27 protein-coding genes are annotated in these 23,609 nt (G+C 68.2%); 18 read left to right on the top strand and 9 right to left on the bottom strand.

The features are described 5' to 3' along the window. The first annotated feature begins 1 nt into the window (after window position 1). The 3 genes from ACSHZY_RS10505 to ACSHZY_RS10495 all read left to right on the top strand — a co-directional run bounded on the left by ACSHZY_RS10505 (window position 2) and on the right by ACSHZY_RS10495 (window position 4,617). Window positions 2-1,108: a zinc-dependent alcohol dehydrogenase gene (locus ACSHZY_RS10505; RefSeq protein WP_435168867.1), complete on the top strand. Its 1,107-nt coding sequence runs from the start codon at window positions 2-4 to the stop codon at window positions 1,106-1,108. Beyond that, entirely contained in the window at window positions 1,108-3,429 is a 2,322-nt protein-coding gene (locus ACSHZY_RS10500; protein ID WP_435168865.1) for a glycosyltransferase, read from the top strand. The genes ACSHZY_RS10505 and ACSHZY_RS10500 overlap by 1 nt, the downstream gene beginning before the upstream one ends. A 69-nt stretch (window positions 3,430-3,498) precedes the next feature. Further along, window positions 3,499-4,617 carry a mechanosensitive ion channel family protein gene (locus ACSHZY_RS10495; RefSeq protein ID WP_435168863.1) on the top strand — a complete coding sequence of 373 codons (1,119 nt, stop codon included), beginning with the start codon at window positions 3,499-3,501 and terminating at the stop codon, window positions 4,615-4,617. Here ACSHZY_RS10495 and ACSHZY_RS10490 read toward each other — a convergent pair. Next, entirely contained in the window at window positions 4,614-5,753 is a 1,140-nt protein-coding gene (locus ACSHZY_RS10490; protein ID WP_435168861.1) for a lytic murein transglycosylase, read from the bottom strand. The two genes, ACSHZY_RS10495 and ACSHZY_RS10490, sit on opposite strands and share 4 nt — an antisense overlap. Window positions 5,754-5,880: 127 nt before the next feature. Between ACSHZY_RS10490 and ACSHZY_RS10485 the strand changes: the two genes are divergently transcribed. Both ACSHZY_RS10485 and ACSHZY_RS10480 read left to right on the top strand, forming a co-directional pair. Beyond that, window positions 5,881-6,510, top strand: coding sequence for a trimeric intracellular cation channel family protein (locus ACSHZY_RS10485; RefSeq protein ID WP_435168859.1), 630 nt, complete (start codon window positions 5,881-5,883; stop codon window positions 6,508-6,510). Between the two features lie 70 nt (window positions 6,511-6,580). Continuing rightward, entirely contained in the window at window positions 6,581-7,609 is a 1,029-nt protein-coding gene (locus ACSHZY_RS10480) for an NADP-dependent oxidoreductase (protein WP_435168857.1), read from the top strand. Between the two features lie 34 nt (window positions 7,610-7,643). Here ACSHZY_RS10480 and ACSHZY_RS10475 read toward each other — a convergent pair whose 3' ends face one another. Next, window positions 7,644-7,934: a hypothetical protein gene (locus ACSHZY_RS10475; protein WP_435168855.1), complete on the bottom strand. Its 291-nt coding sequence runs from the start codon at window positions 7,932-7,934 to the stop codon at window positions 7,644-7,646. Window positions 7,935-8,081: 147 nt separating this feature from the next. Here ACSHZY_RS10475 and ACSHZY_RS10470 point away from each other — a divergent pair, with 147 nt between their 5' ends. The 7 genes from ACSHZY_RS10470 to ACSHZY_RS10440 all read left to right on the top strand — a co-directional run bounded on the left by ACSHZY_RS10470 (window position 8,082) and on the right by ACSHZY_RS10440 (window position 11,935). Further along, window positions 8,082-8,609, top strand: coding sequence for an ATP-binding cassette domain-containing protein (locus ACSHZY_RS10470; protein WP_435168853.1), 528 nt, complete (start codon window positions 8,082-8,084; stop codon window positions 8,607-8,609). Next, a complete protein-coding gene (locus ACSHZY_RS10465) occupies window positions 8,564-8,860 on the top strand; it encodes a hypothetical protein (RefSeq protein ID WP_435168851.1) in 297 nt (98 codons plus the stop codon). Before ACSHZY_RS10470 ends, ACSHZY_RS10465 begins: the two co-directional genes overlap by 46 nt. Further along, complete coding sequence (locus tag ACSHZY_RS10460; protein ID WP_435168849.1) at window positions 8,857-9,042, top strand: hypothetical protein; 186 nt, start codon at window positions 8,857-8,859, stop codon at window positions 9,040-9,042. The genes ACSHZY_RS10465 and ACSHZY_RS10460 overlap by 4 nt, the downstream gene beginning before the upstream one ends. 331 nt (window positions 9,043-9,373) lie before the next feature. Next, window positions 9,374-9,511, top strand: a complete 138-nt coding sequence (locus tag ACSHZY_RS10455; RefSeq protein WP_435168847.1) for a hypothetical protein — start codon at window positions 9,374-9,376, stop codon at window positions 9,509-9,511. After that, window positions 9,512-10,183 carry an ABC transporter substrate-binding protein gene (locus tag ACSHZY_RS10450; protein WP_435169108.1) on the top strand — a complete coding sequence of 224 codons (672 nt, stop codon included), beginning with the start codon at window positions 9,512-9,514 and terminating at the stop codon, window positions 10,181-10,183. Between the two features lie 201 nt (window positions 10,184-10,384). Next, window positions 10,385-10,828 carry a hypothetical protein gene (locus ACSHZY_RS10445; protein ID WP_435168845.1) on the top strand — a complete coding sequence of 148 codons (444 nt, stop codon included), beginning with the start codon at window positions 10,385-10,387 and terminating at the stop codon, window positions 10,826-10,828. Window positions 10,829-10,831: 3 nt separating this feature from the next. Further along, window positions 10,832-11,935, top strand: coding sequence for an ABC transporter permease subunit (locus ACSHZY_RS10440; protein ID WP_435168843.1), 1,104 nt, complete (start codon window positions 10,832-10,834; stop codon window positions 11,933-11,935). On the opposite strand, the gene ACSHZY_RS10435 is transcribed toward ACSHZY_RS10440, so the two are convergent. From ACSHZY_RS10435 to ACSHZY_RS10410, 6 genes are all read right to left on the bottom strand, one after another. Then, window positions 11,919-12,878, bottom strand: a complete 960-nt coding sequence (locus tag ACSHZY_RS10435; protein ID WP_435168841.1) for a glycosyltransferase family 8 protein — start codon at window positions 12,876-12,878, stop codon at window positions 11,919-11,921. The genes ACSHZY_RS10440 and ACSHZY_RS10435 overlap by 17 nt on opposite strands. Before the next feature lie 81 nt (window positions 12,879-12,959). Continuing rightward, complete coding sequence (locus ACSHZY_RS10430; protein ID WP_435168839.1) at window positions 12,960-13,421, bottom strand: copper chaperone PCu(A)C; 462 nt, start codon at window positions 13,419-13,421, stop codon at window positions 12,960-12,962. 15 nt (window positions 13,422-13,436) lie between these two features. After that, on the bottom strand, window positions 13,437-14,180 hold the full coding sequence (locus ACSHZY_RS10425; protein ID WP_435168837.1) for an ABC transporter ATP-binding protein: 744 nt from the start codon (window positions 14,178-14,180) through the stop codon (window positions 13,437-13,439). A 2-nt stretch (window positions 14,181-14,182) separates the two neighbouring features. Beyond that, window positions 14,183-15,223: a FecCD family ABC transporter permease gene (locus ACSHZY_RS10420; RefSeq protein ID WP_435168835.1), complete on the bottom strand. Its 1,041-nt coding sequence runs from the start codon at window positions 15,221-15,223 to the stop codon at window positions 14,183-14,185. Then, entirely contained in the window at window positions 15,220-16,296 is a 1,077-nt protein-coding gene (locus ACSHZY_RS10415) for an ABC transporter substrate-binding protein (RefSeq protein WP_435168833.1), read from the bottom strand. Before ACSHZY_RS10415 ends, ACSHZY_RS10420 begins: the two co-directional genes overlap by 4 nt. 61 nt (window positions 16,297-16,357) lie before the next feature. Then, on the bottom strand, window positions 16,358-16,753 hold the full coding sequence (locus ACSHZY_RS10410; RefSeq protein ID WP_435168831.1) for a hypothetical protein: 396 nt from the start codon (window positions 16,751-16,753) through the stop codon (window positions 16,358-16,360). 136 nt (window positions 16,754-16,889) lie between these two features. Here ACSHZY_RS10410 and dps point away from each other — a divergent pair, with 136 nt between their 5' ends. The 6 genes from dps (at window position 16,890) to ACSHZY_RS10380 (ending at window position 22,308) form a co-directional block, all read left to right on the top strand. Further along, window positions 16,890-17,372, top strand: coding sequence for a DNA starvation/stationary phase protection protein Dps (gene dps, locus ACSHZY_RS10405; RefSeq protein ID WP_435168829.1), 483 nt, complete (start codon window positions 16,890-16,892; stop codon window positions 17,370-17,372). A gap of 47 nt (window positions 17,373-17,419) precedes the next feature. Then, window positions 17,420-18,562, top strand: coding sequence for a diguanylate cyclase (locus ACSHZY_RS10400; RefSeq protein ID WP_435168827.1), 1,143 nt, complete (start codon window positions 17,420-17,422; stop codon window positions 18,560-18,562). Window positions 18,563-18,654: 92 nt separating this feature from the next. Then, complete coding sequence (gene osmF, locus ACSHZY_RS10395) at window positions 18,655-19,554, top strand: glycine betaine ABC transporter substrate-binding protein OsmF (protein ID WP_435168825.1); 900 nt, start codon at window positions 18,655-18,657, stop codon at window positions 19,552-19,554. Beyond that, complete coding sequence (locus ACSHZY_RS10390) at window positions 19,551-20,660, top strand: ABC transporter permease (protein ID WP_435168823.1); 1,110 nt, start codon at window positions 19,551-19,553, stop codon at window positions 20,658-20,660. Before osmF ends, ACSHZY_RS10390 begins: the two co-directional genes overlap by 4 nt. Beyond that, window positions 20,657-21,574 carry an ABC transporter ATP-binding protein gene (locus ACSHZY_RS10385; RefSeq protein WP_435168821.1) on the top strand — a complete coding sequence of 306 codons (918 nt, stop codon included), beginning with the start codon at window positions 20,657-20,659 and terminating at the stop codon, window positions 21,572-21,574. Before ACSHZY_RS10390 ends, ACSHZY_RS10385 begins: the two co-directional genes overlap by 4 nt. Next, a complete protein-coding gene (locus ACSHZY_RS10380; protein WP_435168819.1) occupies window positions 21,571-22,308 on the top strand; it encodes an ABC transporter permease in 738 nt (245 codons plus the stop codon). Before ACSHZY_RS10385 ends, ACSHZY_RS10380 begins: the two co-directional genes overlap by 4 nt. On the opposite strand, the gene ACSHZY_RS10375 is transcribed toward ACSHZY_RS10380, so the two are convergent. Then, a complete protein-coding gene (locus ACSHZY_RS10375) occupies window positions 22,309-23,403 on the bottom strand; it encodes an NADH:flavin oxidoreductase/NADH oxidase (protein ID WP_435168817.1) in 1,095 nt (364 codons plus the stop codon). It abuts the gene before it with no gap. Window positions 23,404-23,609 lie beyond the last annotated feature (206 nt).

The following is a 23,609-nucleotide window of genomic DNA, read 5'->3' as shown; positions in this document are numbered from 1 at the left end:
GATGCCCGCCCTGCCGCATCAGCACCGCCACATCCGCAGCCTTGGGATCGAGCGTCCGAACGAACCCTATTTCTTCGGCTATGACGAAGGGCCCGCGGGCGACGGGCAGCTGCGGTTGGACCTGATGTTTTCGGGGATCAGCGCGGGGACCGAGCTGACCTTCATGAAGGGCACGAACCCCTACCTGCACAGCCGCTGGGACGAAGGCCGCGGCGTGTTCGTGGAAGGGGAAGCGTCGGCGCATTATCCGGTCAACTTCCTGGGTTACATGGAAGTGGCGCGGGTGATCGACGCGCGGGCCGGCGGTTTCGCCAACGGCGACGTGCTGGCCACGACCTTCGGGCACAAGACCGGCCACACGGCCAATCCCGATCACGACCTGCTGCTGCCGATGCCCGAAGGGATCGACCCGATGCTGGGCGTCTTTGTGGCGCAGATGGGGCCGATCGCGGCCAATGGCATCCTGCACGCAGATGCCGAGCAATTCGGCGCGCATGTGCCGCATCTGGGGGCAGGGGTCGCGGGGCGGCCGGTGCTGGTCTGGGGCGGCGGCACGGTGGGCCTGTTCTGCGCGCTGTTCGCCCGCCGGGCGGGCGCGTCCGAGGTTGTGGTCGTCGATCCCTCGGGCTGGCGTCAGGATCTGGCCCGCCGCATGGGATTCCAAGCGATGGGCGAGGATGAGGCGTGGCGCCACGCCAAGGCCCGCTGGAGGTCGAAATCCGGCCGCGGGGCCGAGATCGTGTTCCAGACTCGCGCCCATTCTGGCAGCCTGCATCTGGCGCTGCGGGCCTTGCAGCCGCAGGGCACCATCATCGATCTGGCCTTCTATCAGGGCGGCCTGAACGACGCGCGTCTGGGGGAGGAGTTCCACCACAATGGGCTGTCCATCCGCTGCGCGCAGATCAACCGCATGCCGCGCCCGGTGGCGGCGGCCTGGGACCAGCGCCGGTTGGCGCAGGAAACGCTGGCGCTGCTGGCCATCGATGGCGAGGCGATCCGCCAGCACATGATCACCCATGTGGTGCCTTATGACGACGCGCCGGACTTCCTGCGCCATCTTGTCCGCGACCGGCCCGAATTCCTTCAGATCGTGCTGGAGCATTCGTGATGGACGGGACCGATCGCGAACGCGAGGAACGCCGCGCGGTAGAGATCCTGTCGCGGGGCAACTTCCCCGACCCGCATCCGGACGCGGGCAAGATCCGCATTCTGTGGGTCTTTGCATGGCTGGTCGTGGGAGGAGAGGAGACGGAGGTGCGGCATCTGGCGCGCCTTCTGGACCGCGACCGCTACAAGATCACGGTGCTGCCCTGCTTCCGCAAGGAGGGCATGCCCGAACAAAGCCACGAGCAGCTGCGCGCCCTTGGGGTGGAGGTCGACACGACCGCCTACGCCCTCGGGTTCGAGGAGACGGTGGATTATCTGCGCCGCCGAATCGCCCGGGCCGACATCGTGCTGTCGTCGCAGGACGTGGCGGACATCTATCCGGCGATGGACCGGCTGGCCCTGCACCCCCCGCTGATCGAGCATGGGGGGCTGGTGCGCGAGGCGCTGTCGGGACCGAAGCACCACACCACCCGCTATGTCGGCGTGTGCGACACGATCCGCGAGGCGGCGGCGTCGCGCATGCCGGACCGGCCGCAGCACGCGCTGGAAATCCCGTCGATGGTGGATCTGGCGGAGTTCGATCCGGCCGCACGGGGCCCAATGCGCGCCCGGCTGGGCGTGGCGGAGGGCGAGGTGCTGATCGGCTGGGTCGGCCGTCTGGACCGCAAGAAGCGGGTGGAGGATTTCATCCGCGCCGCCGCCGACGTGGCCTGCACGCATTCCAAGGCGCACTTCGTGGTCGTGGGCGGGCCGGACGCATTCATGCCGGAATACACCCATGAACTGCATCATCTGGCGCGCGATCTGGGCTTGGAAGGGCGCCTGACCTTCACCGGCGATCGGGCGGACGTGCCGGACCTTTTGGCGGCGATGGACGTGTTCTGCTGGCTGTCGCGGGGCGAAGGCATGCCGCATGTCATCGCCGAGGCGGGGGCGGCGGGTTTGCCGGTTCTGGCCACACCCGACAACGGCGCGCTTCAGCAGATCCGCGACGGAGAGACCGGCCTGTTCGTGCCGCACGAGGACCCCGCCGCGCTGGCCGCGATGCTGCGCCGTCTGGTGGATGATCCCGCCCTGCGCGTCCGTCTGGGCAAGCGCCTTCAGGCCCATGTCCGATCCACCTACGCGGCCGAGGTGGTGGTGCCCCAGTGGGAACGCCTGTTCGCCGAGGTTCTGGCGGAACGCGCGCCCGCACCGAAGGCGGAGGTGTTCCAGAGCTTCGTTCTGGGCGGGTGGGAAAGTTCCACCCATCGGCTGCGGAACGGAACGCGGCTGGACGTGCTGGAATCGACCGGCCATGACCGGAACGCCGCGAGCGATTATCGCCAGCTGGCCGGTCTGGGCATCCGCGCGCATCGCGACGCTGTGCGCTGGCACCGGATCGAAGAGGCGCCGGGACGCTTTGACTTTTCCTCGGTCACCCCGATGTTCGAAGCGGCGCGGGACACGGGCACCCAGGTTATCTGGGACCTGATGCATTACGGCTGGCCCGACGATCTGGACATCTGGTCGCCCGCCTTCGTGGACCGGTTCGCCGCCCTGGCCGGGGCCGTGGGGCGGCACCACCGCGAAGTGACGGACGCCGTGCCCTTCTGGTGCCCGGTGAACGAGATCAGCTTCTTTTCCTGGGCCGGGGGGGATGCACAGTATCTGAACCCCTTCGCCGCGGGACGGGGGTATGAGCTGAAGGTCCAGATGGCCCGCGCCTCCATCATGGCGATGCAAGAACTGCGCGCCATCGACCCGCGCGCGCGTTTCGTCCATGCCGAGCCGCTGATCGGTATCCATCAAGCCGAACATACCGGCCGTCCCCGGTGGGAAGCGCATGGCTGGCACGACGCGCAGTTCCAGGCGATGGACCTGATCTCGGGCCGGATCTGGCCGCAGATCGGGGGGGATCCGTCCTTCCTCGACATCGCGGGGGTGAACTACTACTTCAACAACCAGTGGATCCATGGCGGGCCGCCCATCGACATGGACCATCCGCTGTATGCCCCCCTGTCGGACCTGCTGTTCGAGGTGGCCGCTCGGTACGACCGCCCGGTCATGATCGCCGAAACGGGGACGGAGGGGGAGCGTCGTGCCTCCTGGCTCCGCTACGTCTCGGAAGAGGTGCAAAGGGCGCGGGGCCGTGGCGTGCAGGTGGAAGGCATATGCCTTTACCCGGTGGCGAACCATCTGGGCTGGGACGACAGCCGCTTGTGCCCGAACGGTCTGGTGGGGCACGAACCGGGTCCCGCGGGGCGGACGGTGCACGAACCATTGGCGGCGGAAGTCAAACGTGCGCTTGGATCGCGCAGCGGGACGGCGCTGAAATTTTAATGGAGGCGGTCGCGGTTTCGTCAGCGCGCCTGGCGTGACCTCGGCCTCCTCCACCCTATGCTTGGCGTCATGACCTTTGATGACGCACAAGATTTCGCCCTTGAGGCGACGCAGTGGCTGCCGGACTGGCTGGTCACGCTTATCATCCTGGCGCTGGCCATTCTTCTGGCCACGCTGTGCTACCGCATTCTGTTCCGCATCCTGACGCGGATGGTGGCGGGCCGGGACCTGTTCTGGCGATCGCTCGTGGAACGGGGGGCGGCCCCGATCCGGCTGGTGATGATCATCATCGCGCTGGCCTTCGGCACCGCCCTGTCCCCCCTGACAACGGGGGAGGCGCAGGTCCTGTGGCGGTTGCTGACGGTAGGCACGATCATCTGCATCGCGTGGATGTCCTACACCGCCTTGTACATCTGGACCACGATCCACATGCGGCGGTTCAAGCTGGACGCCGAAGACAACCTGATGGCGCGCAAGCACATCACGCAAAGCCGCATCTTGGTGAAGGTCAGCAAGATCCTGATCATCGTGATCGCGGTGGCGGCCGTGCTGATGACCTTTGACGCAGTGCGGCAATACGGGGTGTCGCTTCTGGCGTCGGCCGGGGCGGCGGGCATCGTGGCAGGTCTGGCCTTGCAGCCCTTGCTGAAGAACCTGTTCGCGGGCATCCAACTGGCGATCACCCAGCCCATCCGCATCGACGACGCCGTGATCGTGGAAGGCGAATGGGGCAACGTGGAGGAGATCACCTCCACCTATGTCGTGATCCGGGTGTGGGACTGGCGGCGGCTGATCATCCCGCTGAGCTATTTCATTGAAAAGCCGTTCCAGAACTGGACGCGCGAGAATGCCGAGCTGATCGGCGTGGTGATGATCTATCTGGACCACAGCGCCCCCATCGACCGGATTCGCGTCGAAGGGGAGCGGATCGCCCGCGCCTCCCCCTTGTGGGACGGCAAGGTCTACAACCTTGCGGTGACGGACTTCCGCGAACGGGTGATGGAGGTGCGGGTGCTGGTATCCGCGCGGAACGCGTCCCGCACCTTCGACGTGCGGTGCGAGATGCGGGAAAAGCTGGTCGATTTCATCCAGCGCGAAATGCCCCACGCCCTGCCGCGCACGCGCGAGGAGGTGCAGGCCAGCACGCTGGGTGTGCTGGCCCGCGATCTGGGGCAGAAGCCGGATTAACCGAGGCTGCGCAGCAGCGCGAGCGAGGGTTGCCCGGTGACGGGCTGCCCCATGCGCGTCTGATAGGCGCTGATGGCGGCGCGGGACTTGTTGCCCAGCACCCCATCCGCCCCGCCCGTGTCGAAGCCTTGGGCCGTCAGCCGTTGTTGCAGCGCGATGCGGTCGTTTTTGGTCAACCCGTTGGCGTCGGGCGGGAAGCTGCCCCGCAACGGGCCCGCACCGCCGATGCGGTCCGCCAGATGCCCCACCCCGATCGCGTAAAGGTCGGAGTTGTTGTAGCGCTTGATCGCCCGGAAGTTGCCCGTCACCGCAAAGCGCGGCCCGCCCGCCTGCGGCTGGAGGATGGTGCCGCCGGATGCGCCGCCCGTCACCTCCTGCCCCCAGCGGGTGCCGCGGGTCCAGCCGCTGCGCGCGAGGTAGGACGCGGTGGAGGCGAGCGCGTCCGTCGGATCGTCCGACCAGATGTCGCGCCGCCCGTCGCCGTTGAAGTCCACGGCATAAGCCTCGTAGGAGGTGGGGATGAACTGCGTGTGGCCCATGGCGCCGGCCCAGCTTCCCGTCATGCCTTCGGGTGTGATGTCGCCGTTCTGCAGGATGCGCAGCGCGGCCATCAGCTGTTGTTCGAAGAAGGCCGCGCGGCGCCCTTCATAGGCGAGGGTGGAGGTGGCGGCGATCACCGACACCTCCCCCCGGCGTTCGCCGTAGAAGCTTTCCAGCCCCCAGACGGCGGTGACGATCGTGCCGTCGACGCCATAGCGCTGTTCCAGCGTGGACAGGATGGCGCGGTTGCGGGCATAGGCGGCGCGGCCCTTGGCCACCCGTTCGTCCGACACGGCGATGGACAGGTAATCCTCCAGCGTGCGGGAGGATTCGGGCTGGTTGCGGTCACGCGTGATGGCGCCGGGCAGGAAGCCTGCAGAGCGGAAGGCGCGGTCCACGGTGGCGGGCGTGATCCCGCGCGCGGTGGCGCGGCCACGGAAGGCCGCCAGCCAGGCGTCATAGCCCGCGTCGCGCACCGGCCGCAGATCGTCGGGCAAGGCAGCCGGGGCCGGGGATGTGCCGCCCGTGAAGGAGCTTGTGCAGGCCGAAAGCCCCAACGCGCCCAGTCCCATGGTGAAGTTCCGCCTGCCGATCATCCCGTCTCTCCCTCGTCCGATTTTGTGACGGGAACAGTAGACGATGACACCGTGGCCGCAATGGGGCTTGGCCGCGATGCGCGGGTGTTGGACGATCCGCGCGTGCGGTGGCATAAGAACGGCCATGATGACTCCCGACACCATCCACTCCCTGACCCAGTCCGCCCTGCCCTGGCTGGACCTTGCAGGCATTTCCGTCTTCGCGGTGTCGGGGGCGCTGGCGGCGGCGCGGGCAGGGCAGACGATGGTGACCTTCGCCTTCTTCGCCTCGGTCACGGCGATCGGGGGCGGGACGATGCGCGACCTTCTGATCGGGGCGCCGGTGTTCTGGATGCACGATCCGGTCTGGATCTCCGCCTGCCTCGTGGTTGCGGTGGCGGTGTGGTTCACGCCGCAACGGTTGTGGCCGCTGCGCGCGGTGGAATGGTTCGACGCCGTGGGGCTGGCGGCCTATGCGGTCTATGGGTCGGGCAAGGCGCTCGCCTACGGGATCCCGCCGTTGCCCGCCGCCATCATGGGGGTGGTCACGGCCTGTTTGGGCGGCATCCTGCGCGACATGCTGGCGGGCACCCCCTCCATCGTGATGCGGCCGGAACTGTATGTGACGGCGGCGGCCGTGGCGTCGGGGCTGTACGTGGCCCTGACCTCGGCGGGGGTGGAGCCTTGGGTCGCGGCGGGGCTTGGCGCCGGGGCGGGCTTTGCGTTGCGGGCGCTGGCGCTTTTGCGGGGCCTGGCGCTTCCGGGCTATCACCGCTAGTCCCGCGACGTCACATCGAACCGGTTCCCCTGTTGCGCGTTGAGGGTCGACGCATTCACAGGAGCCGACTATGACCGACATCCAGACCACCCGCATCGTTCTTGCCGCCCGCCCCGAAGGGCGCCCCAAGCCGTCGGATTTCCGGACGGAAACGCAGGCGCTGAAGGCGCCACAGGATGGGCAGGTGCTGCTGGAAACGCTGTATCTCTCGCTGGACCCCTACATGCGGGGCCGGATGAACGAGGGGGAGTCCTATGCGCCGCCGATGGCCCTTGGCGATGTCATGGTGGGCGGCACCGTGTCGCGGGTCGTGGAGTCGCGCTATCCGAACCTGAAGGCGGGGGATGTGGTCCTGTCCGCTGCAGGGTGGCAGACGCATGCGGTGGTGGACGGCAAGGGGCTGCGCAAGCTGGATCCGGACGCGGCGCCCCCGTCAACCGCGCTGCATGTTCTGGGGATGACGGGGTTCACCGCTTATTCGGGCCTGCTGACCATCGGACAGCCGAAAGAGGGTGAGACGGTCGTGGTCGCCGCCGCGAGCGGGCCGGTGGGGTCGATGGTGGGGCAGATCGCGCGGATCAGGGGCGCACGTGTCGTGGGCATCGCGGGCGGTGCGGACAAATGCGCCTATGTGGTGGACGAACTGGGCTTCGACGCCGCCGTGGACCACCGCGCCCCGGATTTCGCAAAGCAACTGGCGCAGGCCTGCCCCGACGGCATCGACGTGTATTTCGAGAATGTGGGCGGCCCCGTCTGGGACGCGGTGCAGCCCTTGCTGAACCTGTACGCCCGGATTCCTGTCTGCGGTCTGGTGGCGCATTACAACGACAAGGACGTGGCCGAAGGGCCGGACCGCCTGCCCGCGATGATGGGCACGGTGCTGAAGAAAAGCCTCACCATCCGCGGGTTCATCATGTCGGAACTCATGGAGGAGCAGATGCCCGCCTTCCTGAAGGACGTCACCGGCTGGATCGCCGAAGGCCGCGTCAGGTGGCGCGAGGACATGGTCGAAGGGCTGGAAAACGCCCCCGACGCGTTCATCGGACTGCTGGAAGGCAAGAATTTCGGCAAGGTGGTGGTGAAGGTCGCCGATCTTTGAAGGGGTGTCCGGCGCGCATTGCGCGCCGGTCCGGTCAGCCCTCGGCGCTGTCCACCCAGGCGAAAGCCTGCGGGCACATGTTGGCGATCTCCGGATGATCCTCGCGCAGTTTCAGGAGGGCGGTGCGGGTGACGCCAAGGGCCACATCGCTGCGCACGTCGAAATTGTACAGTGCTTCGGAGATGCCGTGGATCGCGGCCAGGCGCTCGGCGTCATCCTTCCAGTCCCAGGCCAGCAGCGCGCCCGAGATGTTGCGGATGGCCGCCATGCCTTCCAGCATGATGTCGCATTGCAGCGTGGTTCTGTCGTCAACCGTGTGGGTCATGTTCATCGCGTCCTGAGGGAGTTCGGCCTGTGGTCTGGATCTAGCGCCCGTCACGACGGCGGCATCGCGAGTGCCGAATTTTCCGCAGGCAGGATTGACGGTTACGTTATGTGATCCCATCGCCCTTTCAGGATTGCTTGGCGAACCATGTCCTCGCGCCCCTCCACCCTGTCCTTCCGGAACTTCGGCGTCGCGCTGCAGGGCCGCGTGTTGCTGAAGGACCTGACTTTCCGCATCGGCGCGGGGGAACGCGCGGCCCTTCTGGGGCAGTCAGGGTCGAGCAAGTCGCTTTCGGCCCGCGCCGTGCTTGGCCTGATGCCATGGCCGCTGACCCTGTCGGGCACGGTGGAGGTGAACGGCACCGACAGCGCCCGCACCCACGCCCTGAACCGTTGGCCCAAAACGCGCGCTGCGATGATCATGCCGGACACGCAATCGGCGCCGAACCCGCTGACCACCGTCGGCCACCAGATCGGGCGTCCCCTGATGCGCCACCGCGGCCTGTCGCGCGCGGCGGCACGAGAGGAGGCGGTTCGGCTGATGATGCGGATGGGCCTTCCCGGTATGGAGATCCTGGACCGGTGTTCGCCGGAACTGTCGGCGGGCAGCGGCAGCGGGTGCGCATCACGATGGTTCTCGCCTCGGACGAACCGACCATCGCGCTGGATGTCGTGACGCAGGCGGGCATCCTGAAGCTGCTGCGTGCGGTGACAGAGGCGCCGGGCGGGCCGGGGATGCCGTTCATCACCCACGACCTGTATGCCGCCGCGCATCTGTGCGACCGCGCCCTTGTGCTGGACGGCGGCCGGATCGTGGAGGACAGTCCGATGACGAAAATCCTGAGCCGGCCGGCCGAACCCTACACCCGATCGCTGGTGCACGCGGCGCAAGGCTGCGGCATCGGGTGCGAGCGTCTGCACGCATGACCCTCGCGCCCTTTCTGTCGCTGTCGCTGTCGGGCGTCGGCCTGACCGATGCCCATTATGGACGCGCGCCGTGGTCGCGCAACCCGCAGCCCTTCCTCGTCACGGAATGGAAACACGTGGACGCGCAGACCCGGCGCTTCATCATCCGCAAGGGTCTGAGATTTATGACGGCGCCGACCTGACGGTGGAACGCGTGGCGGCCTCCCTTCTGGCGGCGACGAAGGCGGTTCCGAAGCCGCGCATCCTTGATGGGGCCGAGATGACGATGGCCGAAGGCGACGCGGGTGTCGTGCGCACGGTGGCCGACGATCCCCTGTTGCCCAACCGTTTGTCGAGCCCGCAACTGGCCATCCTTGCCGCCCGCCTATGGCGCCGATGGCCGCGTGAACCCGATCGAGGCCGGCACCGGCCCCTTCGTGCTGAAGACGATCAACGGCGTCACCAGCGCATCTGGATGGGTTCGATGGATATTGGGGCGAACGGGCGAAGCTGTCGGGCATCGACGCGGATTACGTGTCCGACGGCCCAGCCCGTGCCGCGGCCCTGCGCACAGGCACCGCGCAGGTGAAGGCGCTGCCCGTGTCGCAGGCCGCGCTGATCGACCCCGACCTGATCCACGAAATGCCGATGCCGCGCACGAACACCTTGTAGCTGAACACTGAAAAGGGCCCGCTGGCCGATCCCGCCCTGCGCGCCGCCGTGGACCGCGCGCGCATCGTCCGTATGGTATATGAAGGCCGCGCGGACGTGGCGCGGGGGCTACTGGGCCCGGCGCTGCCTTGGGCGGACGGCTTGCGCCCCGCGTTCGACCGGACAACGCCCGCCGTTCCCGAAGGCAACAAGATCACGGTGGCCACCTTCAGCGATCGCGCCGAACTGCCGGAAGTGGCCGTGCTGGTCGCCCAGTCGTTGGCCGAGGCGGGCGTCGACGTCACGCAGGAGGTGCGCCAATACGCCCATATCGAGGCGGACGCGCTGGCCGGCGCCTTTAACGTCTTCATCCTGTCGCGCGCCACCATCCTCGATTCCGGGGATCCGGTGGCCTACATGTACAGCGATTTCGCCTGCGACGGATCGTTCAACCTGTCGCAGCTGTGCGATCCGGCGGTGGACGCCGCCCTGCAACACGCGGCCGAGGCCCTTCCGGGGGGAAGACCGCCGCCGCGCCATCATCCGGGCGGAACAGGCCATCCTTGCCACCGACGCGGCCGTGCCCTTGCTGCACGAACGGGTGAATCAGGGCGAGGGGCGGGCGTGGCCGACGCCGCCCGCGATCCGCGCGAGCGCACGCTGATCACCGAACACACGACCCTGACCGAATGATGCGGATGCCGGCCGGCCTTGCCCCTGCGCTGTCGCGGGCCGTGACCTTGGTGACGGTGATGCTGCTGTTGGGGCTTCTCCCCCTGGAGCTCGGGCCGGGATCCGGCGCTGAGCATCCTGCCCGCCCGTTCCGGCGAGCAGGCGGCCACGCCCGAGGCGCTGGACGCGATCCGCCATCAGCTTGGGCTGGCGCTTGGTCCGGTGGACCACCTGCGGCGATGGGGGGCGAACCTTTTGCAGGGGCGCGCGGGCACCTCGTGGATTTCCGGTGGGCCGGTGGGGCCGGGGATGCTCGCGGCCTTCGACGTGTCGCTGACGCTCATGGCTGCGGCCTTTGCCGTGGCGGCGGTGGTGGCGGTCCTGGTCGCCCTGTCCACCCTGCGCCGGGGGTTGCGGGGACGCGGGACGCAAACAGCGGGAGCGCTGGCCGCCGGGCTGACGGCAATGCCGGAGTTCATGCTGTCCTCGCTGTTCCTTGCCGTCTTCTCGGTCCGGCTGGGATGGCTGCCGCCTTATGGCTGGCAGGACGCGCGGCATGTGATCCTTCCCGCGCTGGCACGGGGGCTTCCGGCCGGGGGGCTTCTGGGGCGGCTTTTGTCGGACGGGCGGGCCGCCACCTTCTCCGAACGCTGGATCGCCGCCTAGGCCGTGGCGGGGTTTTCCCGTCCGCAGATCGGGCTGGCCGTGCTGCGCCGCACCTTGCCCAGCCTGATGCCCCAGATCGGCATGGTCATGGTCGGCATGACCGGCGGCGCCATCGCGGTGGAGCAGGTCTTCTCCATCCCCCGGCTGGGCCGTGCCACGCTGGGCGCGGCCTCGGCCCAGGATCTGCCGGCGTTGCGGGCGGGCATCCTGATCCTGCTGGTGACCGCGATCGGGATCGTGGCCAACCTGATCCGCACGCTGCTTCTGGGGCGCGCGCTGCATCTGGGCGCGCTGCCCGTCCCGCAGGAGGAAGGGGGCGGCTGGCGGGTGCCGGTCGTGACTCTGGTGATCGTGGTGGCCGGCCTGCCGCGCGACCCCTACAATTCGGACTTCCTGCGGTTGCAGGGGCCAAGCCTTGCACTTCCATTGGGGGCGGACGGCACAGGGCGCGACGTTCTGGCCCGGGTGGCGCATGGTGCGGTTTCCACCATCGGCATGGCAGTGGCCGTGACGGCGCTTTCCCTGCTGATCGGCCTTGTCATGGGCCTTGCGCCGCGCGTGACCATCGGCCTGATAAAGGTGACGAAGGCCACCCCGCCGATCATCGCGGGCCTTGTGGTGACGGCGGCGATGGGGCCAAGCGCCAGCGGCGCCCTGATCGCGGTGACGGCGGTGGCCTGGGCCCCGCTGGCCGCGCACACCGCCGCCCTGGTGGCCGAGGTGCGGGCGCAGCCGCATGTGCAGATCGCCCCCGTCCTTGGCGTGGGGCCGGTGCGGCTGATCTTCCGCTCCGTCTTGCCGGCCGTGGCGGCGCCGGTGCTGCGTCATGCGACGCTGCGGCTGCCGGGCGCCGCGCTGGCCTCGGCGGCCCTTGGGTTTCTGGGGCCTGAGCCCCCGGCCGCCGTCGCCCGAATGGGGCCTCAGCCTAGCCGAGGGGATGCCCTATGTCGAGCGGGCGCTTTGGGCCGTGCTGACGCCGGTTCTGGCCTTGGCGCTGCTGTCGGTGCTGGGTGTGGCCCTGTCGTCCCAGCGGTGGGACCGGCGCACCTGAACCCGTCAACGGGCGAGGCGCTGCCACCCCGCCTGTCCGTCAGGCCGTCGGAATGACCGAATACCGGCTGGGAAAGCGCGACAGGTAGCGGGTCATCTTCCGGCCGTTGACCAGATGGCGCAGAAGCATTCCCACCATGATCCGGTTGTCGACGGGCATGTGGGTGAAGGTGCGGTCGATCATCCGTTCGGGAAAGTGTTCGCGCAGGAAGCAGGTCATCGCGGCGGCAAAGCGGGCGGGGAGGGCGTGCTGGGGCGCGTTCCACGGCTTTTGCGGGCCGATGAAATGGACGACATTGGCGCCGACCACCGCCTCGTGCAGGCGGGCGGCCTTGCTGTATTGCCAGTTCCAGACGGGCGACATCTCGGTCCAGTTGCGGTGCAGCACGATGTTCAGCAGGGTCTGGTCGTGACGGCGCAGGCGCCCGTTGCAGGCGGCGCCGTAGGCGATGGCCCGTTCCTCCACCTGCTGTTTTTGCCACAGGGGGACGTCGATCAGCAGGACGCCGCTGTTGAAATAGGGGGCGTTGGGCAGGCCGGCCGTCCGGAACTCCTTCGGCATGCGGTTGGGGGTGCGCCATTGGGGGTTGTCCCGCACCGCCGCCACCGGATTGATCAGCGGCACGTCCAGCAGGTGCGAGAAGTCGCCGTCCTGAATGAAGACGTCCGCGTCCAGATACAGGATCCGGTCATACTCCAGCCCCAGGAGGCGCGGAAGCAGCAGCCGGTAATAGGCGCTTTCGGACCGGCGGTCGTCCAGCGCGAAGCCGGCGAAGGTGTCGCCGGGGTTCAGCGCGACCGACCGCAGGCCCAGATGGCGCAGCGTGTCGGGGATGGTGGGCGCCGTCGCGTCGCACAGGCAGATGTCGAAATCCCGGTCGGGATGAAGCGTCACGAGCTGCGCCGCCGCGAACAGCGCGAAGGGGCGGTACCGGTCGTCGCAGCAGAAGGCGATGGCCTTGCGGAGGGGCGCCTTCTGGTCGGGGGCCGGCTGGGTCATGATCTGTCCGTTGCGATTCCGGGCATGGTGCCCGTCGGCCTCTATAGCAGAACGGACGGCCCCGACGCAAAGGGCCTGCTGTCAGTGATGGTGGTGATGCGCCTGGCCAGCGTTCAGGGCCATCACCGGCACAGCGACCGTCAGCGGCGGCCCCTGTTCGAAGGTCAGGGTGACGTCGATCGGGGCGCCTTCCTTCAGGGGGGCGGCCAGATCCTCCAGCATCAGGTGCATGCCGGAGGGGGCCAGCGTGACGGATTGCCCGGCCTGAAGGTCAAGTCCGTCAGACAGCGGGGCCATGCGCATCGTGTCGCCCTGCATGACCATCTGGTGAAGCGTCACCTCCTGCGCGGCGTCGGTGGTCGCCTTCAGCAGGCGATCATCATCATCGCCGGTGTTCGTCAGCGTCATGTAGACGCCGCCCACCGGCGCGCCCGGAAGGGTCGCCCGCGCGAAGGCGTCGCTGACGGAGATGGCGCCGGTGCCTTGTGCCAGCACGGGGCCGGCGATCAAAAGGGACAGGGCAAGGATCAGGGTACGGAACATGGCAAAACCTTTGTGTCAGAAGGGGAGGTGAGGGATCAGGACAAGGCGGTCATCCCGGTCCCGCAGGTATTCGGGGCGGATCTTCCAGCAAGCCTCCACCGTGGCGGGGGTCAGGGCGTCCTCGGCCGGGCCGTCGGCGCAGATGCGGCCCTGCCCCAGCACCAGAAGGCGGTCGCAGAAGCGCGAGGCGAGCGTCAGGTCGTGCAGCGCGGCGATGACCACCGTTCCGCTGTCGCGCGCGTGCGTGCGCAGCAGGGACAGGGTTGCCAGCTGGTGATGCAGGTCAAGGGCGGAGGTCGGTTCATCCAGCAGAAGAAGGCGCGGCTTGCCGAAAAGCCGTTGCGCAATCAGGACCCGCTGCTGCTGGCCGCCGGACAGGCGGTTCATCGGGCGGTCGGCCAGATCGGCCAGCCCCAGCCCCTCCAGCAGCTTCTGCCCCTGCACGATCAGCGCGGGCGGAACGCGGAAGCCCAGCTGCCGGCGCTGGCCCAGAAGCACGCAGTCCAGCACGGACAGCGAGGACCGGATCGCGAAGGCCTGCGGCAGAAGGGAAACCTGATCGCGCCCCAGCGGTTGATCGTCCAAGCGCAGATTAACACGTTCGCGCGCAAGTCCGGCCATCGCGCGCAGCAGGGTGGATTTGCCGGCACCGTTCGGCCCCGTGACGCCGATCATCGTGCCGGCGGCAAGCTCCAGCCTCATGGGCTCCAGTATGCGGGCGGGGCCGCGGTGAAGGGCGGGGCAGGTCAGGGACAGCATGGTCAGGTCTCCTCGTGCCGCCAGATGACGGCCAGCAGCATCGGCACGCCCGCCAGCGCCGTGATGATGCCCACCGGAATGACCGCGCCCGGAGAGATCAGCTTTCCCAGAACGGAGGCCGACATCAGGATCAGCGCCCCGGCCAGCGCCGCGCCGGGCAGGGCGAAACGGTGATCCTCCCCCACCAGCGCGCGGGCGACATGGGGGGCGATGAGGCCCACGAAGCCGATGGTGCCGGTGAAGGCCACCGCCGCCGCCGTCAGGGCCGCGGTCAGCAAAAAGGTGCGGCGGCGCAGGGCGGTCATGTTCAGGCCCAGCGTTTCGGCGTTCGCCTCGCCCATCCGCAGGGCGGTCAGGGCCCAGACGTCCCGCGCGATCCAAGGAAGGCACGCCAGCAGAATGGTGCCGGACACGCACACGCTGGTCCAGTTCGCCTTCAGAAACGAGCCGAACAGCCAGAAGACGATCTGCTGCAGCACCTCGGGCGAGGCGAGGAACTGCACCAGCGATTGCAGCGACTGGAACAGGAACAGCACCGCGATGCCGGACAGCACCATGATCTCGGGCCGGTTGCCTTTCAGATGGGCCATCGTCCAGACAAGCCCGGTCGCGATCAGCGTGGTAAGGAACGCCGCCACCGGCGTCAGAAGCCACAAGGGCAGACCAAATGTCGCGCCCCCGGCCCCAAGGATGGCCAGCGAGGCGCCAAACCCCGCGGCTGCCGAAAACCCCAGCGTGTAGGGCGAGGCGAGGGGGTTCGCGAGCATGGTCTGCATCAAGAGCCCTGCGAGGCCGAGGCAGGCGCCCACGATCGCGGCCATCGTCGTCTGGGGCAGGCGGATCTGGAACATGATGGCGGCGGCGGCATGGTCCGCACCCCTCGGTCCTGCCGCCAGCGCGTGGACGACCTGACCCACCGGCATCCCCGACGGGCCGGTGGCAAGGTCCAGCAGCATCAGGACCACCAGCGCCGCAAGCGCCGCACCGAGGGCCGCCGCGCGCCGTGTCGACCGGCGCCGCCAGGAGACGATGGCATCGGTCATTTCAGGCGCGTCACGAACAAACCGTCCGGCGCCACGGGCAGCCAGTCGGCGTAGAAGTCCTGAAGCTCCTGCACCGGATCGACATCGGCGAAGGCGTCGGGATAAAGGGCCTTTGCCACGCTGCGGACATACACGAAGTCCGACAGCGTGCGGATGCCGCCGTGATAGATGCCGTAAACCTGCCTGGTTTCCACCGCGGGAAGGTCCGCCCAGCCCGCTCGTGCGGCATAGGCCTGAAGGCGCGTCTGCGCCACGGTGTCCGTCGCACCGAACCCCATCGGGACGGACGCGGGTCGGTTGATCCATTCCGATCCGGCCAGAAGGATGACGTCTGGCTGCTGTGCGATGACGTATTCGGGCGACAACGGTCCCCAGTTGCCGATCTGCCCCGCCGCAATGTTCTGCCCGCCCACAAGGTCGATGACCCCGGCCCACATCCCCTTGCCATAGCTGTTGCCGACCTCCCTCGGCCCGCTTTGCGCCAGTTCCACATAGATCTTGAGGTGGGAGGGGCCGGCCATGGCGATCCGGGCCAGTGTGTCGTCGATCTTGGCGCGGTAAAGATCGGCCAGACGCTGCGCCCGCTCTGGCTGGCCCAGAACGGCGCCCAGAACCTGCGTCGACAGGACGTGCCGTTCCACCGTCTGCGCGTTGTAATCCAGCGCCACGACCTTCACGCCCGCGGCGTCCAGCTGGCGCAGGCCCGGTTCCCCAAGGGCGGAGGTTTGCCAAGTGGACAGGATCGCGACGTCGGGACGCGTGGCGATGATCGCCTCGGCCGACAGGGTGTTGTCGTCGGCGTGGCCGATGTCGGGCAGGCTGTTCAACTGCGGATAGCGGGCGGCGTAGGCCTTCCACTGGCCGGGCCGCCAGTCGGCCCAGGGCGCGCGCGACAGGGCCACAAGGCGGTCCGCACCTTCCGGGCCCGCCACCGCCAGGTAATCCTCGAAATAGAAGCCGAGGGCGATGCGTTCGGGCGGGTGGTCCAGCACCACCTGACGCCCGTCAAGGTCCGTCAGGGTGACCCCCGCCTGGGCCGCTTGCGCGCCCAGAACGGCCATGGCGAGGGCCATGGATTTTAGAAATGTCATTGCCAACTCTCTGGATCGCGGCCGATGGCCGGAGGGGCGCCGTTCAGGCGCGGTTGAAACGGACGAAAGGCGTTTTAACAGAGAGTGGGGGGCCGCGCGGCGGGATGGCGGGATCACGGGCGCGCGCTTCGGCCCGGCGCACCTGTGGCAGCAGCTGCGCGGTGACATAGCGCCGCTCGATCTCGATCAGGGCAAGGTCCGTGTCGGGCAGGTCGCTGCCGGCCACAAGATGGCACAGCGCGCAACTGGCCATGTGGGCATGGTCCGGCCCCTGATCGTTGCACAGGTCCACCAGCGCGCCGCCGGCCAGCTGATACGCGTCCAGCCGCAGTTCCGACAGGGACGGGGCGGCACGCAGGGCCGTGCCGGTCGCGAAGGCGACGGCGGTCAGGGCCAGCAGAACCAGACCCACGGCACGAAGGGGCGCAAGCACACGCATGCCGTCTTGTCGCAAGGAAGTCCGTGGGGCGGCAAGCGCTAAATTGTCCCACCGTCGCGCGGTTTCACGATGGCATGGCAACCGAACGGCGACCTTGCGCGTTAGGCCCCCGACCATCCGAACGAAGGAGAGAAAGATGCGCCAACGTTTTGCCAGCGGACTGACCGATGATGCGGCCAAGACCTCCGTCGCGGTCCTGAACCGCAACCTGAGCCTCGTGATCGACCTGTCGCTGATCGTGAAGCAGGCCCACTGGAACATGCAGGGCACGAACTTCATCGGCGTCCACAAGCTGCTGGATGAAACCTACGCCAACCTGCAGGTGATTCTGGACAACATGGCCGAACGCGCCGTGGTTCTGGGCGGCGTGCCGGTCGGCCTGTCGCAGGTGGTCGCGAACGAGACGACGCTGCCGCGCTATCCCACCGACATCCTGCTGGTAAAGGACCATGTCCGCGAACTGACGGACCGCTACAAGATCGTGGCCGCCGCGCTGCGCGAAGCGATCGACACCACCGACGAGGCGGGCGATCAGGACACGTCCGACCTCTTCACCGAGGCGAGCCGGATCGTGGACAAGGATGCCTGGTTCATCGGCGCGAACGCCGAAGGAAACTGAGCGAAAACGCTACGTTTCATTAAGAGGACCAGTCTATAAGACGGCATATGTTGATCAATGCCGCCCTCATGTCCTCGATCGTCGTGATCTGCCTGCTGCTGGCCACCGGCCTGCTGACGGCATGGCGCGACTTCCGGCTTGGCGGCCATGCGCTTGCATGGGCCGCCGCCTTCGCATTGGCGGCCATGACCAACGGCCTGCGCTTTTCCGCCGGCCTGGTGCCGGGAGGGGCGGAGGATCTTCTGCTTCTGTCCTGCTGCACGTCCATCCTCAGCGTCAGCCTTCTGGCCTGGGGCTTTTGCCGGCGTGCAAGGCGCAACACGCGCCTGATATTCGAGGTGTCGGGCTTCGGCCTGCTTTTGCTGGTCATCCTGTGGTCGCGGCAGGGGGATGGATGGATCACGGCCTACCGGCTGCTGACAGCTTTCTGCGACATGACGCTTCTGGTGATCGCGCTGTCGGCCCTGAAGGGGGCACGAAAGACGATCCGCCTTGGCCAGATCATGTTCGTGCTGGCCATGCTTTACGTGGCGGCCGTGGCGATGTTGGCGGCGACGATCGGCAACACGGGTCGGGAGGCCGCCTCTCTCTTTCCGCTGACAGTTGCGGTGGGCGGGCCGGTGGTTGCCGTGTCCTTCGGCATCCTGACCCTGCTGATCACCGCGTCCGACCTTGCGGGGGAGTTGCGGATGCAGGCTTGGACGGACCCGCTGACCGGGCTTCTGAACCGGCGCGGCTTCGAACAGCGCATTGCTGAAATGAAGGCCACCCGCCCGCTGCCGGAACCGTTCGTGGTCGTGGTGGCGGATCTGGATCATTTCAAGGCGGTGAACGACACGCTGGGCCACGCGGCGGGGGATGCCGTCCTGCGCCGCTTCGCGCGGCAGATTTCCTCGGCGCTTGGCGGTCAGGAACTGGCGGCGCGCACCGGGGGGGAGGAGTTCATCTTCGTCCTGCCCGGCACGGAACCCGCCGAAGGTCTGGCGCGGGTCGAACGCATGCGTCGTTCCGTTCCCGCCTCGCTTCAGGATCTGGGGGGCGGCCAGCAGATCACGGCCAGCTTCGGCCTGACCTCCCTGCGCGGGGGGGAGCGGCTGGAGGAGGCGATCGCGCGGGCGGACCTGGCGCTTTACCGGTCGAAGCGCGACGGGCGCAACCGCGTCTCCTGGGACGACATGGTGGCCGGGTAGGGCGGGAACCCGTTTCGAAATTACGGCGCGGCACTGGTTTCGAAACGTCGGCGGCTTATCCTTCCGGGAAATCGTCTGGGGAAGGGGCCCGCATGTCCGTTTTGAAATCCGCCGCGCTGGCACTTCTTCTGGGGACGGGGGCCGCGCAGGCCCAAGTCGTGGTGTCGTCGAAGATCGACACTGAAGGCGGGGTTCTTGGCAACATCATCCTTCAGGTGCTGCAGGCCAATGACATCCCGGTGGAAAGCCGCTTGCAACTGGGCGGCACACCCATCGTTCGTCAGGCCCTGCTGGGGGGTGAGATCGACCTTTACCCGGAATACACGGGCAACGCGGCCTTCTTCTTCAACCGCGCCGACGATTCGGTCTGGAAGGACGCGAAGGACGCGTGGCAAACGGCCCATGACTTGGATCTGGACGCCAACAAGGTGGTCTGGCTGGCCCCCGCGCCCGCCAACAACACCTGGGGCATCGCCTTGCGGGACGATGTGGCGGACGAGGCAAAGGTCGGCACCCTCAGCGATTTTGGGGCATGGGTGAAAGACGGGGGCGAGGTGAAGCTGGCGGCGTCGTCGGAATTCGTGAACTCCGCCCCCGCGCTGCCGTCGTTCCAGACGACCTACGGGTTCCAGCTTTCGGCCGATCAGCTGGTGGTCCTGTCGGGCGGCGACACGGCGGCGACGATCCAGGCGGCGGCCAACGGCACCAGCGGCGTGAACGCGGCCATGGTCTATGGCACGGATGGTGCCATTCCCTTCGCGGGTTTGCGCGTGCTGGCGGATGACAAGGCGGTCCAGCCGGTCTATCAACCCGCGCCCGTCATCCGGGCCGAGGTGCTGGAGGAGTATCCGCAGATCGAGGACGCGCTGGCCCCCGTCTTCGAGGCCCTGACGCTGGAGGTGCTGCAGACGCTGAACGGCAAGGTGCAGGTCGAAGGCGTTCCGGCGGCGGATGTGGCCAAGCAGTTCCTGTCGGAGGGCGGCTTCCTTTGATCCCGAACCGGCTTGCCCTTGTCCTGTCCGTGCCCTTGGCCGCGGGACTGGCCCTGCCGTTTGCGGGGCTGCGGGCAAACCGGATCGCGGCGGCCGAACCTGTCTGGCTTTGGCAGGCCTTGGGCTGGCCGGCGACGCTTGGCATTTGCCTCTGCGCCGTTCTGACGGTGGCTCGGGGCCGTCTTCTGGCGGCGCCGGCTTTGGCGGCATGGTTGGCCCTTTTGGGGTATGTGGCCGCACGTCTGGCGTCCGGCGGTTCGGAGTATGCAAGGGTATCCCCGGGGGCGGGCTTCTGGCTGGGGGCGGTGGCGCTGGCTTTGCTGCTGGCGGACGGCCTGGCGCGGCGGCAACCGGGGCCGGCGGCGCGGCTGGCCTGGCTGGCCGGAAGCCTTGTCGTGCTGGGGCTGCTGTTGCAGGGCTGGGACAACGTATCGATCCTGCAGGAATACGGCGCCCGCCGCGTGACGTTCTGGGGCGAAGCGCAACGTCATCTGGCGCTGGCCCTCGGGTCCTTCGCCGCGGCGGTGTTGGTGGGCGTTCCCCTGGGCATCCTGATCCAGCGGCGCGACCGGCTGCACGGCGCGGTGATGGGGGCGTTGACGGCGATCCAGACCGTGCCGTCCATCGCGCTGTTCGGGCTTCTGATTCTGCCGCTGGGCTGGCTGGCCGCCTACGTCCCGCTGGCCCGGGCGATGGGCGTCAGCGGGATCGGCATGGCGCCAGCCTTCGTCGCGCTGTTCCTGTATGCGCTGCTGCCGATGGTCACGAACACGGTGGCGGGCTTGCGCGGCGTCCCCGCCAGTGTGTCGGAGGCGGCGCGCGGCATGGGGCTCGACCCGCGCCAGCGGCTGACCCGCGTGGACCTTCCTCTGGCGCTGCCGGTGATCTTGACGGGCGCGCGGATCGTGCTGGTGCAGAACATCGGGCTTGCGACCATCGGGGCCCTGATCGGGGCGGGCGGCTTCGGGACCTTCGTGTTCCAAGGATTGGGCCAGACGGCGCCCGACCTCATCCTTTTGGGCGCGTTGCCCACGGTGGCGCTGGCCTTCGCCGCGCAAGTGGTGTTCGACGCGCTGATCGACCTTCTTCCGGGGGTGCGCCCATGATCGGCCTGAACAACCTGTCCAAGCATTACGGTGCCACGAAAGCCGTCGACGATGTCAGTCTGAGCGTGGAGAAAGGCAGCGTCGTTGCCATCGTGGGCACATCCGGTTCCGGCAAGTCCACGCTGCTGCGGCTTGTGAACCGCCTGATCGAGCCGACGTCGGGCCATGTCACCATCGACGGGCAGGACAACCGCGCCATCCCGGCGTTCGAGCTGCGTCGCCGCATCGGCTATGTCATCCAGAACCATGGGCTGTTCCCGCATTGGACCGTGGCACGCAACATCGCCACCGTGCCCCGTCTGCTGGGCTGGCCCAAGGCGCGGGTGGAGGCGCGGGTGGAGGAGTTGATGACCCTCCTCTCCCTCGACCCCGCCACCATTGGACCACGCTTTCCCCATCAATTGTCGGGTGGGCAGATGCAGCGGGTGGGCGTTGCCCGGGCGCTGGCCGCCGAACCGGACCTGCTGCTGATGGATGAACCTTTCGGTGCCTTGGACCCCGTCCTGCGGGGCAAGGCGCAGGCCGATCTGCGGGCCATCCAGCGCACGCTGGGCACGACGATCCTGCTGGTCACGCATGACATCTCGGAAGCGATCGCCTTGTCCGACCGCATCGCCGTCATGCGCGCGGGGCGGGTGGAGCAGTTCGCCCCGCCGGCCGAGATCCTCGCCCGTCCCGCCACCGATTTCGTGCGCGCGCTGGTCGGGGAGGGGGAGCGGGCGTTCCGCTACCTTTCCCTCACCTCGGTCGAAAGTCTGGCAGAAGGCGGGGCGGCGGACGGCCTCGCCCTGCCTGCCGACGCCACCGCAGCCGAGGCGCTGAACGCCCTGATCTGGCACGGCGTGGAGGCGCTGCCGGTGGAAGGTGGCGGCCGCGTCACCCGTTCGGCCCTGCTGCGCGCCGGCCACCCATGAAACGCTGGCCTGTGGCCGTTCTGCTGGTCCTCGTTCTTGCCTTCCTGATCCGGCCGATGCTGTTCGCCCCGCTTCTGGCGCCGCTGGCGCCGGTCGGGGCCCCCGTCATCTATGACCGTGCGAACCTGCTGTCCCTGACGCTGGCGCATCTGGGGCTGGTGGCGGGGGCGATGGTGCCGGCAACGCTGATGGCGGTGGCCCTAGGTGTCTTTGTCCAGCGCCCGTCCGGTGCCGCATTCCTGCCCCTGTCGCGCAGCCTGACCGGGTTCGGGCAAACCTTTCCGCCGGTGGCGGTGCTGGCGCTGACGGTGCCGGTGCTGGGCTTCGGCACATGGCCGACCCTGCTGGCGCTGTTCCTCTATGGCTTGCTGCCGGTGTTCGAAAACACGGTCGCGGCCTTTCAGGGCCTGCCCCCTTCGGTGGTGGAGGCGGCGCGCGGCATGGGCATGACGCCGCGCCAGCGTTTGTGGCAGGTGGAACTGCCGCTGGCCCTGCCGCTGATCCTGGACGGCGTGCGCACGGCCAGCGTGATTTCGCTGTCCACCGCGACCATCGGGTCCGTCGTGGCGGCAAGGGGTCTGGGGGAGGTCATCATCGCCGGCCTGACCTCGCAGAACCTGGCCTTCGTGGCGCAGGGCGGACTTCTGGTGGCGGCGCTTGCGATCCTGCTGGCGCAGGTTTTTTCGATTGCCGGTCCGAAAGCGTCCCGCGCGGGCGGGACGCCAAGGGCCTGATCAGATGAACAGGTTCTTCAGCGTGTGGGGCTGGCAGCGCAGGTATTGGCGTGCCGGTTTCAGCTGCGCCCCAAGCTGAGCCGCCGCATGCCACGGCCAGCGCGGGTCGTACAGGATGCCGCGCGCGATGCCGATCATGTCGGCGTCGCCGGTGGCCAGAACCGCCTCGGCATGTTCGGGTTCAGTGATCAGGCCCACCGCGACGACGGGCATGGACACGGCCTGCTTCACCGCCCGCGACAGCGGCACCTGATAGCTGGGCCCGACGGGGATCTTCTGATCCGGATGCAGCCCGCCCGAGGAGACGTGGATCGCGGCGCAGCCCCGCGCTTCCAGCTCCTTCGCGAAGGCGATCGTGCCTTCGACATCCCAGCCGCCTTCGACCCAGTCCGTTCCGGACACGCGCACGGTCACGGGATAGCCTGCGGGCACGGCGGCCTTGATTGCCTCGAACACCTCAAGCGGGAAGCGCATGCGGTTGGCAAGCGATCCGCCATAGGCATCCTCGCGCCGGTTGGACAAGGGCGACAGGAAGCTGTGCAGCAGGTAGCCGTGGGCCGCGTGAACCTGGATCGCGTCGATGCCAAGGCGCACGGCGCGGCGGGCGGCGTCGGCGAAGGCGTTCTTCAGGCGGGTCAGCCCAGCCTCGTCCAAGGCGACGGGGGCCGATTCATGATCTTCGAAGGCGATGGCCGACGGGGCCTCGGTCTGCCAGCCGTTCGGCGCATCGGGGGCGATCTGCGCGCCGCCATCCCACGGCTTCGCGCAGGAGGCCTTGCGCCCGGCATGGGCCAGTTGGATCGCGATCGGCATGTCGGACACGGCGCGGACGGTGGCGAGTGTGCGGGCCAGTGCAGCTTCGGTCTTGTCGTCCCAAAGGCCCACATCGCCATAGGTGATGCGACCTTCCGGCACGACGGCCGTCGCCTCGATCGTCAAAAGGCCGGCGCCGGACAAGGCGAGGTTGCCCAGATGCACGTCGTGCCAAGCCGTGGTGCAACCGTCTTCGGCGGAATACTGGCACATCGGCGCGATGACGATGCGGTTTTCCAGCGTCTGGGTGCCGACATGGATCGGGGTGAACAGTTTGGGCATGAAAGTCTCCGGATGCTTCTGGGGGGAAACTAGTCCGAAGAAGGGGGGCGGCCATCGCCGATGGCCATATGGACCATCACAGGGCTGTCAGGGGAAGGGCCGCCCCGCATGGGGGCGGCCGCAACGGGGTCAGGCCAGATCACGCTCCAGCAGCGCGGCCGGCATGTTCTGGAAGGCGACGGGGCGCAGGAAGCGGCGGATCGACA

The sequence above is a fragment of the Falsirhodobacter sp. 1013 genome (assembly GCF_051195255.1).
Classification (GTDB): Bacteria; Pseudomonadota; Alphaproteobacteria; order Rhodobacterales; family Rhodobacteraceae; genus Falsirhodobacter.
The sequence above is the reverse complement of the archived record's forward strand: the minus strand, read 5'-3'. Positions and strand labels throughout refer to the sequence as shown.

What these genes read in the sequence shown, in the direction of transcription:
- ACSHZY_RS10465 (WP_435168851.1), top strand. Translation starts at nt 8,564, where the DNA reads ATGGTTCTCGCCTCGGACGAACCGACCATCGCGCTGGATGTCGTGACG.
- ACSHZY_RS10375 (WP_435168817.1), bottom strand. Translation starts at nt 23,403, where the DNA reads ATGCCCAAACTGTTCACCCCGATCCATGTCGGCACCCAGACGCTGGAA.
- ACSHZY_RS10475 (WP_435168855.1), bottom strand. Translation starts at nt 7,934, where the DNA reads ATGACCCACACGGTTGACGACAGAACCACGCTGCAATGCGACATCATG.
- ACSHZY_RS10470 (WP_435168853.1), top strand. Translation starts at nt 8,082, where the DNA reads ATGTCCTCGCGCCCCTCCACCCTGTCCTTCCGGAACTTCGGCGTCGCG.
- ACSHZY_RS10430 (WP_435168839.1), bottom strand. Translation starts at nt 13,421, where the DNA reads ATGTTCCGTACCCTGATCCTTGCCCTGTCCCTTTTGATCGCCGGCCCC.
- ACSHZY_RS10380 (WP_435168819.1), top strand. Translation starts at nt 21,571, where the DNA reads ATGAAACGCTGGCCTGTGGCCGTTCTGCTGGTCCTCGTTCTTGCCTTC.
- ACSHZY_RS10460 (WP_435168849.1), top strand. Translation starts at nt 8,857, where the DNA reads ATGACCCTCGCGCCCTTTCTGTCGCTGTCGCTGTCGGGCGTCGGCCTG.
- ACSHZY_RS10385 (WP_435168821.1), top strand. Translation starts at nt 20,657, where the DNA reads ATGATCGGCCTGAACAACCTGTCCAAGCATTACGGTGCCACGAAAGCC.
- ACSHZY_RS10500 (WP_435168865.1), top strand. Translation starts at nt 1,108, where the DNA reads ATGGACGGGACCGATCGCGAACGCGAGGAACGCCGCGCGGTAGAGATC.
- ACSHZY_RS10480 (WP_435168857.1), top strand. Translation starts at nt 6,581, where the DNA reads ATGACCGACATCCAGACCACCCGCATCGTTCTTGCCGCCCGCCCCGAA.
- ACSHZY_RS10410 (WP_435168831.1), bottom strand. Translation starts at nt 16,753, where the DNA reads ATGCGTGTGCTTGCGCCCCTTCGTGCCGTGGGTCTGGTTCTGCTGGCC.
- ACSHZY_RS10400 (WP_435168827.1), top strand. Translation starts at nt 17,420, where the DNA reads ATGTTGATCAATGCCGCCCTCATGTCCTCGATCGTCGTGATCTGCCTG.
- ACSHZY_RS10425 (WP_435168837.1), bottom strand. Translation starts at nt 14,180, where the DNA reads ATGCTGTCCCTGACCTGCCCCGCCCTTCACCGCGGCCCCGCCCGCATA.
- dps (WP_435168829.1), top strand. Translation starts at nt 16,890, where the DNA reads ATGCGCCAACGTTTTGCCAGCGGACTGACCGATGATGCGGCCAAGACC.
- ACSHZY_RS10505 (WP_435168867.1), top strand. Translation starts at nt 2, where the DNA reads ATGCCCGCCCTGCCGCATCAGCACCGCCACATCCGCAGCCTTGGGATC.
- ACSHZY_RS10435 (WP_435168841.1), bottom strand. Translation starts at nt 12,878, where the DNA reads ATGACCCAGCCGGCCCCCGACCAGAAGGCGCCCCTCCGCAAGGCCATC.
- ACSHZY_RS10490 (WP_435168861.1), bottom strand. Translation starts at nt 5,753, where the DNA reads ATGATCGGCAGGCGGAACTTCACCATGGGACTGGGCGCGTTGGGGCTT.
- ACSHZY_RS10415 (WP_435168833.1), bottom strand. Translation starts at nt 16,296, where the DNA reads ATGGCCCTCGCCATGGCCGTTCTGGGCGCGCAAGCGGCCCAGGCGGGG.
- ACSHZY_RS10485 (WP_435168859.1), top strand. Translation starts at nt 5,881, where the DNA reads ATGACTCCCGACACCATCCACTCCCTGACCCAGTCCGCCCTGCCCTGG.
- ACSHZY_RS10420 (WP_435168835.1), bottom strand. Translation starts at nt 15,223, where the DNA reads ATGACCGATGCCATCGTCTCCTGGCGGCGCCGGTCGACACGGCGCGCG.
- ACSHZY_RS10495 (WP_435168863.1), top strand. Translation starts at nt 3,499, where the DNA reads ATGACCTTTGATGACGCACAAGATTTCGCCCTTGAGGCGACGCAGTGG.
- osmF (WP_435168825.1), top strand. Translation starts at nt 18,655, where the DNA reads ATGTCCGTTTTGAAATCCGCCGCGCTGGCACTTCTTCTGGGGACGGGG.